Consider the following 17,573-nt stretch of genomic DNA (forward strand, 5'->3'; position numbering starts at 1 on the left):
CTCCTTATTAAGGTTACCGGAAATCTAACGTTTCTTTTTCTTCTTAATATCTTCATAATGGAAATGTCGAATCTTTTTTGATTTCGAATTATATACAACCTTGAGTTTGCGTTTTTTTCCATTTTTATACATAGTCGTCCAATATGCGCTATAACCTTTTGCTCCATCATATCTCTTTTTACCTGTTACTATAGCAGTAGCTAAATAATACCTTGGTACAGATCTGGATGGATCTTCAGCATGTTCAGCAGCTGTCGAATCGTATTTTAAAATTTTTGCTAACTTATTTATTCTTTTACTATCCTTTTTTATTTTTTTGCTTTTCTTAGATTTCTTAGATTTCTTAGATTTCTTAAAGCCTTTAGATATTTTTTTTATACCTTTTAACTTTCCACCACCTAAAAATCCTGATGCGGCTGCAACCGTTACACCCTTCCAATCTTTTCCTGATTTATAAGCTTTGTATCCGTCATATGCCGCAAATCCTGCATTGACAACAAACCATACCCAATGACCGTCTGGGTCTACATTCATGACTGGGTTGTTATTTCCATAGGTATATCCGTTTTGATCTAGTGAATCTCCATCGCTTCCTGGGTCTGGATCTAGTGACAAAAATACGCCGTTTCTCGGTTCATAGTAGCGGGCGATTAAATAGTAAAGTCCTGTTTCTTCATCGAAGCGGTAACCAGCATAGCGATATGGGTTTCCTTTTACTTCTTCATCTTCTTTTATTTTAGTTGGAACGCCCCATGTATCGTATTCGTACTCGGCAACGATTTTTCCTGCACTATTTGTGATGGCTATGACATCACCGTGTGCATTGTAGTGGTAGAAATATTTTTTCGCGTTTTGTGTGAATGCAAGGAGTTGTCCACTCTCACCGTATGTGTATGCTTTTGTGACTTCGTTGTCCCCATCTGTTTCGTATAAAACATTTAGGCTGTCGCCGTCATAAAAGTAATTGGTGACTTTCCCATTCACTGTTTTTTGAATTCTGTATCCACGCTCATCATATTTGTAATTGACAAATGGCTTGTCTTCCCCTTTTTTCGTGATGGCCGTAATATTATCTTCTGCATCCCATTCATAAAGGAATTGTCCATCAGACGTTCTATTGCCATTTTTATCATAAGTCAATGTCTCATCATTTACCTTTGTCAGCTGGTTCATGATGTTGAATGATGCGCTAATTGTTTTCTTGGCGCCATTTTTTTCAATCGTTACAGTTTTTCTGTTCCCAAATCCATCATACGTGTACTCAATGACCGTTCCTTCTGGATGAGTTTCTTTGATCAATTGATTTAATTTTCCATACTCGTAACCAATCTTGCCAACGCTGCCTTGATCAACTATTATTTTGTTTTCATTTTGATCATATTCGTAAGCTTCTTTTAAGATCGTAGCCCCTTGGCTTGTTCCAATATGCAAATTGTTGATTAAATTTCGCTCATCATAAGCAAAACTAGCACCACTGCCGTTACCTGTAATAAAGGACTGAACATTTCCATTTTCATCATAATCAAACGAATACGTAGAACTCGAATCCTTCATCTGCGTCATTTGATCAAGCTTATTGTAACTGAATTGGTTCGTCCCTTTTTGATTTCCATGTGTCCATTCAAAGGATTTCAGTTTATCTGAATCGGTTGGATACGTCCAAGTTTGACTACTGCCTCGCTCCGTTAACTTTGTAATACGGTTTTGTTGGTCAAACGTTCTGTTTTTGGTTGTGTTTTGTTCTTTGTTGACAACCGTTGTTTCGTTTCCGTTTTTATCATAGCTAAAGTTATATTTTTCTGTCCCATTGTATGACTTGGATTTTACTCGGTCTGTTCCATCATACGTGAGAGACACTTCATGTCCATTTGCAGAAATGGTTTTGATTAGGTTGCTATTCGCATCATATTCACTTTTCAACACATTCCCTAATGGATCAATGGTTTTTGTCAATTTGCCCATCAGGTCGTATTCAAACTGATACGTCTGATCTGACTCTGCACGAATGGTTTTCGACTGTTCATTTCCCTCTTTATCGTAGGTTCTCACAATGGATGTCCCGTTAGATAAAGTGATTTTCTTCAGCTGATCAGCCTGGTCATATTCGAATGTTGTTTTCTCGCCTTTCTCATCGGTCTCAGAAAGTTTTTTGCCCATTTCGTCGTAGGCAGATTGTGATGAGTAACCAAGCTCATCCTCTTCTTTAACAGCATAATTCCCTTTCTCGTCGTAAGTGGTTTTCGTTAACAGACTTCCTTCTACTAGACGGATATCGTCAAACCAAACCGTTCCAGTCGCGCTTTTTTGGAAAACAATCTGAACGTCGACTTTTTTCAATGGTTTTGTTTTTGGTATGACAACTGCTGCTCGGTTCCACTCCTGTGTACCGGTTGGGAATTTCGCATTAAACGTTCCTGTTGTGCCATCTGTATACGTAACGGACGCTTGAAGAGAGTAGTCATTTTCACTTGAGGCTTTGACATTTTCAGCCTTAGACATCCCAGTCAATGTGACATACACAGATTGATCATTTGCACTTTGTTCAATCGGGACAGATTGTTTATAGATGACATTTGCTTGAGTTGAAGAAGTTCTTGTCATTTTTAACGAAACGTCATCGTTAAAGCCTTCTTCATTATCTAATGAACCACCTGTTCCGCTCCAGCTTGTTGTTTTATCCGTAAAGGAATTATTTTTGACTGGATTATAACTTGATGAAACTTCGCCTTTTTCCAGCTGAATCTCATCGAACCAGGCTTTTCCTTTTCCAGCCTTATCTCGATGATCCACTTCCATATAGATAACAGCTTTGCCTGCATGAGATGGCGTCGTAAACGAAACTTGGCGTTTTGTCCAATCGTTTTTGCCTGATAATGTGCTGTAGCCGTTGCTGATCCATTGAATTCGTTTATTGTTTGTATCTCTTAAATCAATGTTAAAAAATGCTCTTGCTTTCGTTAGTTCTGTCTTTATTTTCCCACTCAGTGTATACGTCGTATTTGGCTCTAGTATTACTTCTTGTGTAGCCGAAGAATAGCCAAGTTCTGTTCCTTCAGTTGTCGATTGTGAACTGACCTCTAATACTCGGCCGCCAGATAACGGACCACTTTTTCCAGCTGTTTGCGCTAATTTCCCGTCATCCTTAGATGCTGTAAGCTTCCAGCCAGTTAGCGTATCTTCAAAACTGCCATTTTTTAATATACTCGCACCTGCAGCAAGTTCTTTACTCGTTTGTACCAAATTCCCGTAAGAATCATAAATACTTGCTGAAGACATATTTCCACTTTGATCTGTCTCAGATACAGCATCTAATCCATCGTAGGCGATATCTGTAATATCTCCTTCTGTATCTTTCACTTTAGTGACATCATTGTTTTTGTTATACTCGTAGGTTTCTGTGCCATAAGCATCTTTCGCCTGAATGACGTTGCCATTTTTGTCATACGAATAGCTTTCTGTAGCTTTTCCTTTCTCTACATCATTTGGGTCAGTTTCTTCTACGATTTGGTTGCCTTCATATTTCGTTTTAGTGGTAATTTTAAGCCCTTCCGCATCATCTACAACTTGAATTGGATTGGCTGCTTCGTTATACGTATACTGTATTTTCCGCCCGTTTGGCTGCGTCAGCATGAGTGTCTTTTTAGACATATCATATGCATACTCAAATGTTTCTTTTTTTGCATTGGTTGCCTTGACTAAACGATGATTTTCATATAGATATTCTGTAAAAACAGGCTGATCTTGTGTGCTGTTTTGAGAGAATTGTTTAATCAATCTGCCTTCTTTATCGTATTCATATGAGATACTTGTTCCATCTGAATCTATGACTTTCGTTAGTAAACCTGCATCATACTCATATGAAAGCTTTTTCCCTTTTGGTCCTTGAACCGAAATGATATGACCATCTTCATCATAATCCATTGTTATTTTTCGGCCAGATGCATCTTCCATTGAAGTGAGCTGATTGTTTTCATTATATTTATATGTCGTTGTATTTTTATGTCCATCTACAACCTTGGTGATTTTCCCACCGTTTTTACTAAAGTGCGCAAAGGTTTGATCCTTCGTTTTTAACATGTATTCATCTTTTGATTCCGTTAATTCAAGAAAAATACCTGTTGGTGGTTGATACGTGCCATCTGCTTTTTTTGTAAAAACATGGGTTGTAGCATCCTCATCAAGATAGATAGCACCTTCTTTTGTTGGCGTGATACTCGTTTCTACATCTGCGTACCATCCTTGACCAAACAGGTGGTCAGCTGCATCTAAACTGTTGTACGTTTGACCAATTCCAAGCCCCGGTCCTCTTCCATCAATCGACATTTCTTCTTCACTGACAATCACATTCCCAGTTGCACCATTAAGCTGACCGTCTGGTATATCAATAATCGACCAGTAATCCTCTGTTCCAAGGAATTCGGCCCCTTCATGGAATGCCGGGTTAAAGGCTGGTGTTGGGATGGTTTCTCCATTTGCATCGTAAGCGGAAAGGGTAAAGGAGTAGTTCTTGCGTCCTTTATAATTTCCATTCGCATTTTCATATACAGGTGATGGGTCTAGCGCTAATTCCCCGCCTTTACCATCTGTATGAAGCACATATTTCCCACTTTTAACTTCAGTAGGAGTCGGCCAAATATTCTTGTTTTGTGTTGTCCAATGATCGACATCACCCACATCAAATGATTGATATGCCTTACCATTATAGATGTTAATTTTATACCCTTTTGCATTTTTCACTTTGTCCCAATGTAAATTGATATAACCTGTTTGGCTTTCTTTTGTATTGGTATAAGCATATCCAGATAAAGCTTTTGGTCTAGATAGATCAGGTAAAGTTGGTCCGGCTGGCGGTGAAGCAATAGCTTCTCCATCTTTATTGTAGGCAATCACTCTGAAGGAATAATGTTTTTGAGCCGCATCTCCTCCAGCATTTTTATAAGTCGCACCAGGATGAATTGGAAGCTCCGCCCCTTTACCATCTTGGAGGTGCAATGCATATTTACCTGCTTTGATCTCAGCAGCTGTCGGCCATACTTTTTTCCCTTTAGTTGACCATGATGTTTGATTCCCAAGATCCAATGTCTCATAGCTTTTCCCATTAAACATTTGTATTTTATAACCAGTTGCACCGGAAACTGAAGTCCAAGAAAGATCAAAGTAACCTGTTGCGTTATTATTATTGAAACCTTTTGTACTAGGTGCTTTCGCTCTAGCAACATTCGGCACGACAGGCTTTACCTTTGCTGACATTGCGCCTTCACCTTGGTCGAAGATCGCACTTACAGCTACCCAATAATTTTTACTTGTCGCATACTTACCGCCTGAGTTTTTGTAAACTGGAGAAGGATCCACTGCTAATTCAGTGCCACCTTTTCCGTCTAAATGAAGTTTATATTTTTTTGCTGCTATCTCGCTCGCTGTTGGCCATATATTCTTTCCTTTTGTACTCCATGATGCCACATTTCCAACTGAAATGGCTTCATATTCTTTTCCGTTGTATAGCCACACTTTGTAACCTTTTGCGCCAGCTACCTTTTTCCAACTTAAATTGAAGTAGCCTGTCCCATTTCCATTACTAAAACCTTTTACAGTTGGTGCATTTGCCTGTGGAATGGTATACGTTACTTCAATGACTGGTTTATTAGTAGAGTTTGTTGATGATATTATTTTTTTCCAATGGTCTTGTCCATTTCCATTTGCATGTAATTTAAAGCCATAGTTAGCTGTTCCACTATTCCAAGCTTTGATGGTTGATGTCACATCATAGCTCGCCCATTGTCCTTTATAAACATTGGCTTTACCGATGTTTTTAGAACTTGGTTTATTGTTCCATGTTAGCTTTGTATGATCATAGTTGGCATTCACTGTATCCAGCCAAAGACCAGTTGCTTTCGTCCCGTAATATGAATGAGCAACATACGTTTTGAGCGTCGCTTTTGTTACATTCATATTTTGAATCGGTTTGAATGAATTAAACTTCATGAAGGCGTAGTTTGTACCAGTTGTTTTATCATAATAACCGGTTTTCAGTACATAACTTTTCAGATTAGCATCCCATTTTTGCGTAGAGGATGAATAGTTTGTTGTTGGGTATTTACTCATGATGAATGTGTCTGCTGACACAGATAAAGAAGTCGATGGATCGATAGACACAGGATAAACTCGTTCAGGATCCTTAAGCCATTTCTCATCAGCAGTCACACGAAGTAAATAGCCATCGTCTTCTTTTTCTAGTTTAAAGCTCACATCTTCTGAGCGAGCCACTTCACCTGACTTTTCATCTAAATTAGAATCCGTCATAAACGGTTTTGGTACTTGAAAAATGGTCCGTTTTTTCTGATCATAAAATGTAATAGAACCATCTTCCTCAATTTCCCCAGTTAGATCTGTTTTTATTTTAAATGTAAAAGAATTGTAGCCATCATATCGGTTGAGTACAATATCTTCTTTGATGTTTTCATTAAATGTAAATGATCGTAAATCTATATTTGGAAATACCTCTTCATATGTAAGCTCATTTGTATTCTCTTTAAATTGTGCTGAGGTATCCTTGGAATTGATTTCTGATTTGTTTTTACCTGAAGCTTTTAAAATTGAAAATTCAATTTGATGCTTCTTGTGTTCAAATGTAGCATATAGTCCTTGCTTCATTTGCTTTTGAAAAGTTGATTCTAATCTCGCATTTTCTGTCTCTATTTCTTTTTGCGAGATCGTCTTTAATTCAGGAGAGATGTCCTCCCACTCAGCGTCTGATGCTTCTTTTATATGAATAGGGTCAGGATATACCTCTTGTGTAAATACACCCTCTCCTTCATAAAAAAGCTTGCTGTTTTCTGTTCTTTCTGAAAGAACTTCTCCGTCTTTTCCAATTTCGTCTTCGTCAATCCCTGCCATTTCAAGGGCTTTTGAATCATCTAATTTTTCTAAGCGATTATGACTTGATTTTGTATTTGCGTCATGTTCTTCTGCAAAAATATCAGAAGGAAACATTGATAAAAGCATCACAAAGGCTAATAGTGCTGCGATATTCCTTTTCCATTTTACTTTTCTTTTTAGATTCATATTAATCTCCTTATCATATATTTGTAACATTTGTAACATTACGCCATATATAATAATATATTTGAAATGAAACTTCAATATATTTCTATAAATATATCATCCTTTCAAACTAACCCATATATCATCAACTTATCAATATATCTCCTTTTTCATATAAAAAAGCACCCTACACGGATGCTTCAATCAAATGATATTTTTTCAAAATACGATAGGTAATTTCTTTTGCTTCTAGTCCGGTGCCTTCGATATTTGTGGCGAAGATGTAGGTTTTGTTTTCATGTTTGATGAAACCTACGTACCAGCCGATGCCTGAGCCGGAGCATGTTTTTCCGTATAGGGTGGCATGTTTCTCTTCTTCTTGTACCATCATTCGTTTGACTGTTCTCATGTTCTTTAGGTCAAATGGAAGAGTCTCTTCATATAGCTGTTTGAGAAAACGAACTTGTTCGAGAGGAGAAATTCGCAAGGTACTGCTTAACCAAAAATGTCTGCTTTATGGGTTGCAGATTCGTATGGGATGTGTAGATGAATACAGTTGATCAAGTCGTAATGTTCATTATACTCTTTAAAGTAGTGAAATTCATTGATTTGCTTTAGATGGTTGATATTGAAATCAGGGATTTGTTTCTGGACTTTTTCATCTAAAAACCATGTCATCGTTTGTCCTCCAAGAGGTTATTGTATAAGTGCAATGATTTGTTTCCTTGTTTCTTCATGGTATTGAACATAGGAATGCAATAAAGGATATGACTCAAGGATCTGTTGATACGATTTGATTTGGGGATATTGCTCTTCAAATGACTGACGCAGCACGTTTAACTGTTTTTTCGGTATTCGTTTATGATCGACCACATAACTTAAGCTGCCTGCAACAAGTGAAAAAAACATATAAAAATCATCTGAGTACATACCAGTTTCTTCTTCAAAAAAGATGATTTCATCTGGATAAGCAGAATCTAATAAGTATTGATAACGTTGTTTTACATCATCGAATAAATCTTGTTTATCACGGCTGATTTTCATGGATTTCCCCATTCTCTTATTGTTTTTAATTCTTATTTAGGCGCTAATGAGATCTACCTATACACTGCAAATAAATTCTTGTGAATCAAAACATACGTTTTTCGATTCTATTGCGAGTAACATCCCATTGATGTTAAATAGAAAATTTGCATTTGAATCAAATTCTTCAAGAAGTACATTTTTAAGGTTCCCTATCCCTTGAGGATGGTAGCTGCATTCGAAAATTTGCCAATTCATCTCTTCTTGTATCAATTCTTCAAATCTATCATTACCTTCACCCCCATTATAATAAAAACTCGCCACATTCATAAATCGCAATTCATGTTGAGTAACTTTATTTAATTCTGATACTTTTACGCTCAGTATTAATTCTTTATGAAACAAATCAAATGTGACTCCAAGTACATTACAACCACCATCTAGATAATCGATCCATTTTTGTACACTATTAAACATCTCATTCACTCTCCTATTTTTTCAGGATGAACTCTATTCTTATCATGTCACAGAGTTTGTAAATATTCTTCAAATGAAATAAAGTCCGCTTTTTTTCGAAATTCGCTTAAGATATTTTGATCTCCCGTAAAAATAACATCTGTCGAATCAAAAAAACCGATTTCAAACACTGCTTGAGGGATAACGAGTGTATAATTCACATTCCAATATCGTTCATTATCTTCAATTTGAGGTATTGAACTGATATTCAAATGATCTACATGACGAGGCAATGCGGTCAAAACAGCGAAAATAAAAGAATAAGAATAGTCATGTAAGAATTTTTTAAAATGTTCACCCTTCAGAAATAAAAAATCCGTATAATCCGGCATGACTTCTGAATGAAATTGATTATTCCGATCATGAAGCATTGTGAGTGTCACATCGCTTATGACCCAGTTATACTCTTCTACGTTTAAATTGATTTTCTTTATTAATTCATTTACTTCGAATAAATCTTTTTCTTTTGCTAATACGATTCTCATTACTTGCTCCACCTCATCAATTTAAAACATCAGACGAAACTAAAAATATTCTACAGTATCAAAATCAGACCATAATTTCCAGTCAGTGTTCGTGTTTACATTGACAATGAATGTTGGATCTTGATAGATCAAACTCTTAGCAATCGATTGAAAAAAAGAAGATTGACTAGGTAGTTGACCATCCGTTTCTGGATGAAACCATGATTCAGTTGTATAAAGCGGTTTATCATATACATGCTGAACGATGTCAAATTGTTCTTGATCTGTCATCCATAATCTATCCAGTAAATCTCGGTGTTTAGCTATTTCTCTTAACAAAGTAATCCATTCATTTTCTTCTGTTACATTAGCTTGGCATGACTCTGGTATTTGAATATTAAAATAGTCTCCATTTAATTTAATTCGTAAAGGATGCTTTGTGAACCCAGGTTCTATCTCACCTTCATCTATTATTTCATGATGATGATCCACGAAATCAAAAAGCTCATCCAATAAAAAATTGATTGATCCATTCTTCAACTCATGACCAATAGCAAAAAAATCAATAGCCGGTCCTACCTTCGATAAACCGAATAATTGAATCGTGATCAGCCAATTTTCCTCTCTAATAAATAGAGCAAGCTTCCCTTTGGCAAAATCAAAGTTCCCATTATCTAATAGAGGAAACTCTTTATTTAGGAAAGACTCATCTAGTATAGATAACACATTGTCTATTTGATTCATGTCTTCCTCCTTATGAAGTTATTTCATTCTACGTTTGTATAATTCCGAATCAGTTCTTTTCTAAAATCATCAGGAAGTTTTTGATTCGGAAATACAACTGAAATCCAATCTAATACAATCTCATCTAAAGTTCTCCACGTTTTTAACAATTGTTTATTCATTTGTTCTAATTGATGAACTGCTAGTACTCCTATCTCATAACTTCTTTCGCCATAAATGATCCATTTCGCAGAAGGGGAAACCCATATCACACGTGAAGCAATATCCATTATGCTATCATTTACACTCTCTATCGGATAATCCGTTAAGAGATCGAGGTAATCACTTGGTGTGAGGTTTAACGGGATTTTCACCCAAGGATAATAACCAAAATCATGATAATAATCATCCATACTCTTCTGCTCATCTAATACAGCCATGAGTATATAGTCATCATGATGATTCAAAGCTAAACCTTTTAACATTTCCCAGCTATCATCTGATAACAACCAATGGAATTCTTCGAATAAATAATGAGGGGGGTTCGTTTGCAACACTTGATAAGGGAATGTTTTTCTCCTGTGAACGAGCGAATGAACAAACGATAAAACATGTTCAAATTCTTTTGGATCGGATATAAACAAATGTTTCACTTTACGCTCCTTTCATATCTTCGGGTAAGTCTATCATCAGTCATTGATACTCCATTTCAACGCTTGTAACATGACGCATAATGAGAAAGCATTTGAGTGTAATAGTCATTGAATGTTTTTTGATCCTTCAATAATCCTTCAAACCAATTTGCTAAAACAGGGTGATCCATTGGTTTCCACCCTTCTTTTAATAACCTATTTTTCACAGAATCTTTTGTTGATACCATTCCTATGATACAAATTTCCATATCTCTATCTGCCCAAATCGCCCACTGCAAAGAATGCGATAACCAGACCACTATGTACGAATTCGTTATGATATCATCTGCTATAGACTCTTTTGGATGCGTCCATAGTGCATTTACATAATCCTCACTTGAAATGTTTACATTCGCTTTCAGCCAATTATAATAACCAAATTCCTTCAAATAATATTTGGTTGGATCTGGTTGAAGGACTGCAGTCAAAAATTCTCTATCTTGTGTAACAGTAGATAACTCTTTTATGGTTGGTAAAATATCATCACTCAATGCCCAATCAAACTCTTGAAACAAAAAACAATCAAATGTCTTACGGAAGACTTGTTGTGGCAGCTCTTTATTTGTGTCAAACACATGATCTACTAAATTCTGATACAATTCGAATTCTTTTTCTGAACGAATAAATAAGTCTTCAAGCCGTTTCAAATAACTACCTCCACTCTTGTTGAACTAGTAGTTTTTTAATTCTTCCTCTATATCTTTTTTTAATGTATGAATTTCAATTGAAACCGAATCATTTCGATTATAGAAAATCGACGGATTGATTCCATCTGCTATCATTCCGGGTAGCCACTCTTCTATCAAATCATCTAAATCAATCATTCCTGGCACTGATTTTTCCCATTGGTCGATCGCACAATAAGCGGCATGATCCTCTGTCGGCCAAAAATGAAGCTGTGGTACACCATATTCATCCTCTGACATCACCCATCCCTTCTCGTTTCTTAATGACCATACTTCTTCAAAATCAACAATCTTTTTAATGAAGTAGTCATAACGCTTTTTCGCAGGTAATTGGACGGTGGTTTCTAATTCTTTCGGATGCATGGACATCGCGTCACTCCTTATCTATTGATCTACTGTAACGGCTTGATTTTAGACATTACTTATTGAAGACGACGACTCCATATGGATTGTAAAACAAATCATCTTCGGGATAAAAATCGTATTCAATAAGATCTAACTTTATCTGCTGACCTTCATCATAGATAACCTTTTCTTTTAAAGCTTCTCTTTTTTCTTGAATAGATTTGTTTATCCAGTTTAAAAAGTACCGCTCTATTTCATCAGCATGAAACCCTTCAAACATCATTTCCGGCTCTCCAAATTGTTGAAAACCACTTGTCACATATATAACATCACTTTCTTGAACAATAGAAGTCATATATTGATAAGGATTGAACTCTTCTATTAAACTTTGCCATGTCTTCTTCATAAAAGAACGACCTGATGATTCAACTTTTATCGCCATGCCATCAATCTTTAGTAAATCCGTAGTAACTTGCACAAGCGCGTTTATTTCTTCTAAGGATTCAGTCATCCCAATGATATACAAGCATGTTTGATGCGTATCTATTTGTTTAAGTTCTTCTGAATTGAATTGTTCATTTGGAAGGAAAGTCTCGCTTAATTGATCAATATGATCCACTACTTCAAGTTCGTAATCAGTTCCAGTTCGTTTATGTATGATTCGATGATTAACATATATATAATCATTCAATTCTTCGAGTTCTTTTAAATGATGTGACCAAAATCCTGGAATTGCGATAACTGTTTCAGGCATAAAATTTACTCCTTTTATTTAAATTAAGGCAAAGCCATAAGAATATAACAAGATGATCTATAGGAACTATTTGTATTTTTCTAACCAGTCATTCAAATCATCTACAGAATGTAAGTAAGAATTAGGTGAATCTTTCAAATCAATTCCACTCAAAAGAACCAACATATCCCAAACTTGATCATCGTCTATTTCTGGATCGTCTGCAGAAACGTAAACTTCAACCCAATCAGAAATTTGTTCTCTGGTCATCGTCCCCTCTAAGACTTTTCGTATTTTATTTAAACAGTCTAGCATTTTGGGTTCGTCCATTAATTACATCCTTTATATGTAATTTTTCCAAAATTCACTTCACGCTGTAAGCTGCCTATATTTCATATTTGATAATATCCTCCATTGACATACCTTTAAAATATAAAGAAAGAATGCTTATAATAGTGTATTCACCAAGTATACCAATCGGGTTAAATATCATTTTAGCCGTTTTTGGGTCAGCAACCTCTAAGTCCATAACAGGTGCAATGGAACCTTCTTTTCCCTCGCTTACGTAATAATTTTCATCTCTATATGTCACGAATTTCAGATTTTGAAGATCATCTTCTTTTATAAAATCTTGATTTATTTTTGTGATGACTTTCCATAAACCATTTAAAAAGCCTGTCAGGCCTGTATTTGCAACAAATAGCCCCTTCTCTTTTTTTATCAATTGTTTTAACTCACTTTTTTCTATTCTGTCATCAACAAATAAATCATAGTATTGGATTAAAATATCATCATATTGATTTTTCCCCTCACCCGAAATGATCAAAGCATAGCTCAATTTTCCAACTTCTTCTAACGGGAGTTCAATAATAGCTCCCGGTTCTACTTTACTTAAAGTTTTTGCTTTTTTAGTTGCTATTTTAATGTCCGTTACTTCTTTCTCATTTAAATCATCAAAATAGTGACTGCCTCCGTTATTTAAGACCGTCATGATTGTCAAAAGCATCTCATCAATCGTTGGCTTTCTTTCCAAATGTTCCTCAGTCATTTCATAAAATTGTTCAATCGCTTCTTCAAAAATATCTAATCCGTCATCACCGATGATGATGTTCTTTTTCTTATGTTCTTCTTCCCAAAAACCCATAGAAAAACATCCCCCTTTTTGCGTTCTAGATTTTCACAAGTGTTATGTTATTCTCATTTGGCTTTATCACGATAATCGTATACTTGTATAAACAGTTTTATGTGTACGTTTGAATAGTGCCGCTTCATGATCCGTTAGCCATTTGAGCTCTCGCATGTGGTATGAAACTTCTTCTAAATAAGTATCGGTTTCAGCAATTAATTTTTTATCTAAAATATTTCTTTTATTGTCTTCAACTACAAGATAAAGAGTAAACTGCTTTAAATCTAATTTGATAAGTGGGTAAGCTTTCTTTTTTTTATCGGGACTTAGTTTTGTTTTCCCTTTAATCTCCGCTTTATATTCCTTCTCTTTCATTTTCTTAAATGTCGCTTTGACTAACTGACTGTCCCAATTTTTCAGTTCACACAGATAGAGCATCGCTTTTTCCAAAGTATCTGCTAAGATCTTTTTCTTATTTGTTGCATTTCCAAATTCACTGTAACAAAAGGGTACTTCTAGCTCATACGTATTTTTTAAAAATAACATGTTAGGTTCTTCTTTTGAGGTACTAATTAATTTGTAGTCTTTAAAAGAGCCACAAATCAAAACAATGGCCTCACAACCTTTCGTTTGTAATCTCTTTTCTAATTCGTATAAAAACATTTCAGTCATACAAAGGGATTGGCTAGCTAAAATTCCATGATCATCATCTGACATTAATTGTATATTTTTCAAATGCACTCTTTATAAGCCTCCTAATAAGATTTTATTCAGCATGGCTTTGAATGGTTTGCTCATTCTTTTTCCTTTACTTGCTTTCTTTACTGCAAATGCTCTACCTTATCTTGTTCCTATCTTAGCACCATTTCTCTCCCTTTTAGACCGGTTAAAAAAATCCTAACTGCTTAGGGTTTGAAGAATTTCTGTTGCTTCTTTATACAATTCATCAATTAATGGTATAATCATTCCCCGCAAATCTGATTCATTTTCAAAATCTATTAAATATCCTTTTTTGCTCACGAGATTATTCGATACACAAATCCAAATATCGAGATGGTCTATACAGTAACCTTGATCACCTTCTTCACCATCATGAAACTCTTCGCCATTTAGATAATCTACTGAAAAATATATTGATGAATTATATCCTGCTGTAAAACAATCTGAGACTTGAATTTCTCTCCCTCTAGATTTTTTTCCATATACGAATCGTCCAAATTCAGCATTGATCGTTAAACCTAAATCTTTAAATTTTGCTTGTTTTTCTTTTACTAGATTCAGTGCGATATTTGTTATTTCTTTTTCAATATCTGCGATAGATTCTTTGGTCATCGTGTTTAATTTAACTTTCTTCAACTTTTCCTCCAGTATAAAACCCTTCCTATTCTTAGAGAGGGTTATTTAAACTAATACTAAAAGTAATTCATGACATTATTACTACTACATTAGTTTACTTTTATACAGCTTATTTTCTACAAAGATATAAAGATATCCTTCAACTACTTTGTAAGTAGAATCACACTGTGAGGGATCAATCCCATCTAAAAATAATTTCATTATAAACGTTTTATCGTCAACTATTTTAAAAGCATACTGTTTATGTTCCATATTATTAAATAACAAGATTTGACTCTCAGAAACATATAGTTGGTCACAGTACCTGTATTCTTTTCTATCTAGGTGGTACATTTTCTTTTTTTGACATGACTGATTATCAGGGTTTAAATCGTAAGAAAAAGTTGAAATAACAATTGTTTGCTCTTCTTCATAGCTAGTGTATAGTTCTGAACCTAGAGTTTGTATTGAAGAGCATTCATACATTATCCCTTTAAACTCTTCCTCAAATAACACTTCTCCTATAATTAAGTTCATACAGTAAATTCCTTTACCCTTAGGGTTTAATTCATCAAATATCCCCTCTTCTGAGATACCAATCCATAATAATCCGTTTTCATCCAGATGAAATGTATTAACACTTAGTAAAAAAGAACATATTTCTACCATATTATTTTGTTTTAAATCTAAAAAATTTATTTTACATATATCATCTTGTTCAAACACAATGACAATGGTATCGTTTATTTCTTGTATTAAATAAATATAGCTATCAGAATCAAGTTCATTTAATGATTTATTCATTATAATACTATGATCGTTGACTACTTGAAGTATTAGTTGATCATCAATAAGAAATACCATATATATTTTCTCATCTCTTCCAACATTAAAATAAATTAGATCTTCTTTTGGAAAATCAATTACTTTCTCTGTAGTTATTTCACTTATCAATCATCTCAACTCCTAATATGGAAAGCTTGTTCTTAGAGTACCATCTTTTTGGACTACCACTCTAACTCTATTTGTTTTTTCCTTTCCCATTGACATCAACATGTTTTTTATAGGTTTTCTCATAAACTGTTGATCTTGGTTTATTCCCAGCTCCAGGCTTTCCAGTCCTCAAGGTTAGTTGCACAGTACTAATACTTCACACTTTTAAGACACTAAGAACTATATAATCTTCACAATAGAATTTAAAGGTCTGTTCTTCGAAATCTTCAACTAAATAGTTTAATCTTTCCCAACCTTTGTTAAGTTTTGATATATTAAAACTTAATATCGACTCTTCATGAAAGTCTAAATCTTTTATTTCAATAGATTTAACATTTATAAACTTAAGATGTATTTCAAAATTTTCTTTTGAATTTTTATACGGTATATTTAATTCGATTGACTTTATTCTTTCATAGGCTTCATTATAATCTTTGTAATAACGAAATTCGTTTAATTGCATTAAATGGATTACATTAAAATCTCTTATATATTTTTGAATTTTACTATCTAAATACCAATCCATTTCATTCACCTCCAAAAATGATATGTTTTTTCCTTACCTCTATGTCCATAGTAACTTTTATAATTCATAAAGATGTGGTTTTGAATGGTCTTTTGGCATTCCATGATCAGAGTGATCGACTCGATATTTCTTACGGCCGAACTTATCATATATTACAGTTGATTTCTCCTTTATACCATTCTTAATACCCAATTCTCTTCGCAATCAGTAGTTTTCTTGTTTAAGTATGAATATCGTTTGTTTACATCCAAATGTATTGTTGATTCAAATACTATCTTATTACAGAATGGCTAAAAATCAGTTTTCCCTTATACACAAATCCATATATCGAGATACGGATTTTAAAACAAATCATCTTCTGGATATAAAAAATCGTATTCAATAATATCTAACTTTATCTGCTGACCTTCATCTTAGATAACCTTTTCTTTTACAGCTTCTCTTTTTTCTTGAGTTGAACTCTTCCATTAAACTTTGACTCTTCTTCATAACAGATTGACCAGATGATTCAACTTCAATTTCAGTAATTCCGTAGTGAATTGTACAGGAGCCTTTACTTCAGTGTACCTAGAAATTAGGTGAATCCTTCAAATCAATCCCACTCAAAAGAACCAATATATCCTAAAATCGATCATCGTCTACTGAAACGTAAATTTCAGTCCAATCAGATTTCTCCTCCATATTAAAATCTGAAGAACCTTCATTTTTATTTAAAGGAAATTATTTTTTTTAGAGATTTTTCTAATAAATCAATTGGAATATGGTCATGACTAATATAGTGAAATATTGCTATACCATTTTCCAATGAGAGAATTGTCCATGCCATTTCTTCAGGTGAAAGAGTACATGTAAGATTCTCTTTTTCTATTAAATTCTCAATGGATTGAGAGATTTGTTTTACCGATTGTAGGATCATATTTGACCACTGACACCTTACTTCCTCATTTCTCATTGAATACAAAAGAAATTCCATATTTAGCAGGCTCCACGTCCGATTTTCTTCACAATTTTGAATAGACTGTTGATTCATTTTTTCTGGAAAGTGTAAAAGAGAAGGCTGTTCTGCTAATAAAGCATTGATTTTTTTAACATGTAATTGCATTTGTTGTTCCAATAGAGCCAGAAAGATCTCTTCCTTTGAATGGAAATGCGCATAAAAGGCCCCTTTGCTAAATCCCGCATATTCTGCCAATTTATCAATGGAGACCCCATGAAAACCATACTTGGCGAAATTCTCAACTGCAGAATTTATGAGTAATTTCCGTGTTTCATCTTTCCTTTCATTTTGCGTTTTTCTTTGTCTAATCATTCCTTTACCTCCTTATCTTGACAATCATACCATATAGAATTAATATACCAATTAGTATATT

Annotated in this window: 17 protein-coding genes and 1 pseudogene; all 18 read right to left on the reverse strand. The window is 34.5% G+C overall.

What is annotated here, in order from left to right; genetic code table 11:
* Window positions 1-24 precede the first annotated feature (24 nt).
* Window positions 25-7,062, reverse strand: a complete 7,038-nt coding sequence (locus tag MHI46_RS12105) for a DNRLRE domain-containing protein (RefSeq protein WP_342502831.1) — start codon at window positions 7,060-7,062, stop codon at window positions 25-27.
* Between the two features lie 166 nt (window positions 7,063-7,228).
* Window positions 7,229-7,546, reverse strand: a pseudogene (locus tag MHI46_RS12110) (penicillin-binding transpeptidase domain-containing protein); the annotation flags it as partial.
* Entirely contained in the window at window positions 7,537-7,719 is a 183-nt protein-coding gene (locus MHI46_RS12115) for a hypothetical protein (RefSeq protein WP_039180154.1), read from the reverse strand. The pseudogene MHI46_RS12110 and the gene MHI46_RS12115, both read right to left, overlap by 10 nt.
* 18 nt (window positions 7,720-7,737) lie before the next feature.
* Window positions 7,738-8,085, reverse strand: a complete 348-nt coding sequence (locus tag MHI46_RS12120) for a YxiJ family protein (RefSeq protein ID WP_039180157.1) — start codon at window positions 8,083-8,085, stop codon at window positions 7,738-7,740.
* 57 nt (window positions 8,086-8,142) lie between these two features.
* Window positions 8,143-8,541, reverse strand: a complete 399-nt coding sequence (locus MHI46_RS12125) for a hypothetical protein (protein WP_039180160.1) — start codon at window positions 8,539-8,541, stop codon at window positions 8,143-8,145.
* Window positions 8,542-8,588: 47 nt separating this feature from the next.
* Window positions 8,589-9,065, reverse strand: coding sequence for a hypothetical protein (locus MHI46_RS12130; RefSeq protein WP_260774416.1), 477 nt, complete (start codon window positions 9,063-9,065; stop codon window positions 8,589-8,591).
* A 39-nt stretch (window positions 9,066-9,104) separates the two neighbouring features.
* On the reverse strand, window positions 9,105-9,788 hold the full coding sequence (locus tag MHI46_RS12135) for a hypothetical protein (RefSeq protein WP_039180166.1): 684 nt from the start codon (window positions 9,786-9,788) through the stop codon (window positions 9,105-9,107).
* Between the two features lie 23 nt (window positions 9,789-9,811).
* On the reverse strand, window positions 9,812-10,420 hold the full coding sequence (locus tag MHI46_RS12140; RefSeq protein WP_251180521.1) for a hypothetical protein: 609 nt from the start codon (window positions 10,418-10,420) through the stop codon (window positions 9,812-9,814).
* 56 nt (window positions 10,421-10,476) lie between these two features.
* Entirely contained in the window at window positions 10,477-11,106 is a 630-nt protein-coding gene (locus MHI46_RS12145; RefSeq protein WP_039180171.1) for a hypothetical protein, read from the reverse strand.
* Between the two features lie 24 nt (window positions 11,107-11,130).
* The gene (locus tag MHI46_RS12150; RefSeq protein ID WP_084096414.1) at window positions 11,131-11,514 is read right to left on the reverse strand and encodes a DUF2750 domain-containing protein; all 384 of its coding nucleotides are present in this window, start codon (window positions 11,512-11,514) and stop codon (window positions 11,131-11,133) included.
* 49 nt (window positions 11,515-11,563) lie between these two features.
* Entirely contained in the window at window positions 11,564-12,244 is a 681-nt protein-coding gene (locus MHI46_RS12155) for a hypothetical protein (RefSeq protein WP_039180174.1), read from the reverse strand.
* 66 nt (window positions 12,245-12,310) lie between these two features.
* Window positions 12,311-12,553: a DNA-binding protein gene (locus MHI46_RS12160; RefSeq protein ID WP_251180522.1), complete on the reverse strand. Its 243-nt coding sequence runs from the start codon at window positions 12,551-12,553 to the stop codon at window positions 12,311-12,313.
* A gap of 55 nt (window positions 12,554-12,608) precedes the next feature.
* On the reverse strand, window positions 12,609-13,367 hold the full coding sequence (locus tag MHI46_RS12165; protein ID WP_039180180.1) for a hypothetical protein: 759 nt from the start codon (window positions 13,365-13,367) through the stop codon (window positions 12,609-12,611).
* Window positions 13,368-13,433: 66 nt separating this feature from the next.
* Window positions 13,434-14,090, reverse strand: a complete 657-nt coding sequence (locus tag MHI46_RS12170; RefSeq protein WP_251180523.1) for a hypothetical protein — start codon at window positions 14,088-14,090, stop codon at window positions 13,434-13,436.
* Between the two features lie 156 nt (window positions 14,091-14,246).
* On the reverse strand, window positions 14,247-14,705 hold the full coding sequence (locus MHI46_RS12175; RefSeq protein ID WP_251180524.1) for a hypothetical protein: 459 nt from the start codon (window positions 14,703-14,705) through the stop codon (window positions 14,247-14,249).
* Window positions 14,706-14,789: 84 nt separating this feature from the next.
* On the reverse strand, window positions 14,790-15,638 hold the full coding sequence (locus tag MHI46_RS12180) for a hypothetical protein (protein WP_251180525.1): 849 nt from the start codon (window positions 15,636-15,638) through the stop codon (window positions 14,790-14,792).
* A gap of 196 nt (window positions 15,639-15,834) precedes the next feature.
* Window positions 15,835-16,203, reverse strand: a complete 369-nt coding sequence (locus MHI46_RS12185) for a hypothetical protein (protein WP_251180526.1) — start codon at window positions 16,201-16,203, stop codon at window positions 15,835-15,837.
* Window positions 16,204-16,909: 706 nt separating this feature from the next.
* Window positions 16,910-17,512 (reverse strand): TetR/AcrR family transcriptional regulator, encoded by a 603-nt coding sequence (locus tag MHI46_RS12190; RefSeq protein ID WP_260774424.1) that lies wholly within the window; start codon window positions 17,510-17,512, stop codon window positions 16,910-16,912.
* Window positions 17,513-17,573: the final 61 nt, after the last annotated feature.

It is taken from the genome of Bacillus sp. FSL K6-1000, from assembly GCF_038630785.1.
In the GTDB taxonomy this organism is placed as follows: Bacteria; Bacillota; Bacilli; order Bacillales; family Bacillaceae; genus Bacillus; species Bacillus safensis.

Excerpts from the sequence above, each read along its gene's own strand:
- MHI46_RS12165 (WP_039180180.1), bottom strand. The coding sequence starts at position 13,367 with ATGGGTTTTTGGGAAGAAGAACATAAGAAAAAGAACATCATCATCGGT.
- MHI46_RS12155 (WP_039180174.1), bottom strand. The coding sequence starts at position 12,244 with ATGCCTGAAACAGTTATCGCAATTCCAGGATTTTGGTCACATCATTTA.
- MHI46_RS12115 (WP_039180154.1), bottom strand. The coding sequence starts at position 7,719 with ATGACATGGTTTTTAGATGAAAAAGTCCAGAAACAAATCCCTGATTTC.
- MHI46_RS12130 (WP_260774416.1), bottom strand. The coding sequence starts at position 9,065 with ATGAGAATCGTATTAGCAAAAGAAAAAGATTTATTCGAAGTAAATGAA.
- MHI46_RS12125 (WP_039180160.1), bottom strand. The coding sequence starts at position 8,541 with ATGTTTAATAGTGTACAAAAATGGATCGATTATCTAGATGGTGGTTGT.
- MHI46_RS12120 (WP_039180157.1), bottom strand. The coding sequence starts at position 8,085 with ATGAAAATCAGCCGTGATAAACAAGATTTATTCGATGATGTAAAACAA.
- MHI46_RS12185 (WP_251180526.1), bottom strand. The coding sequence starts at position 16,203 with ATGGATTGGTATTTAGATAGTAAAATTCAAAAATATATAAGAGATTTT.
- MHI46_RS12190 (WP_260774424.1), bottom strand. The coding sequence starts at position 17,512 with ATGATTAGACAAAGAAAAACGCAAAATGAAAGGAAAGATGAAACACGG.
- MHI46_RS12105 (WP_342502831.1), bottom strand. The coding sequence starts at position 7,062 with ATGAATCTAAAAAGAAAAGTAAAATGGAAAAGGAATATCGCAGCACTA.
- MHI46_RS12150 (WP_084096414.1), bottom strand. The coding sequence starts at position 11,514 with ATGTCCATGCATCCGAAAGAATTAGAAACCACCGTCCAATTACCTGCG.
- MHI46_RS12160 (WP_251180522.1), bottom strand. The coding sequence starts at position 12,553 with ATGGACGAACCCAAAATGCTAGACTGTTTAAATAAAATACGAAAAGTC.
- MHI46_RS12135 (WP_039180166.1), bottom strand. The coding sequence starts at position 9,788 with ATGAATCAAATAGACAATGTGTTATCTATACTAGATGAGTCTTTCCTA.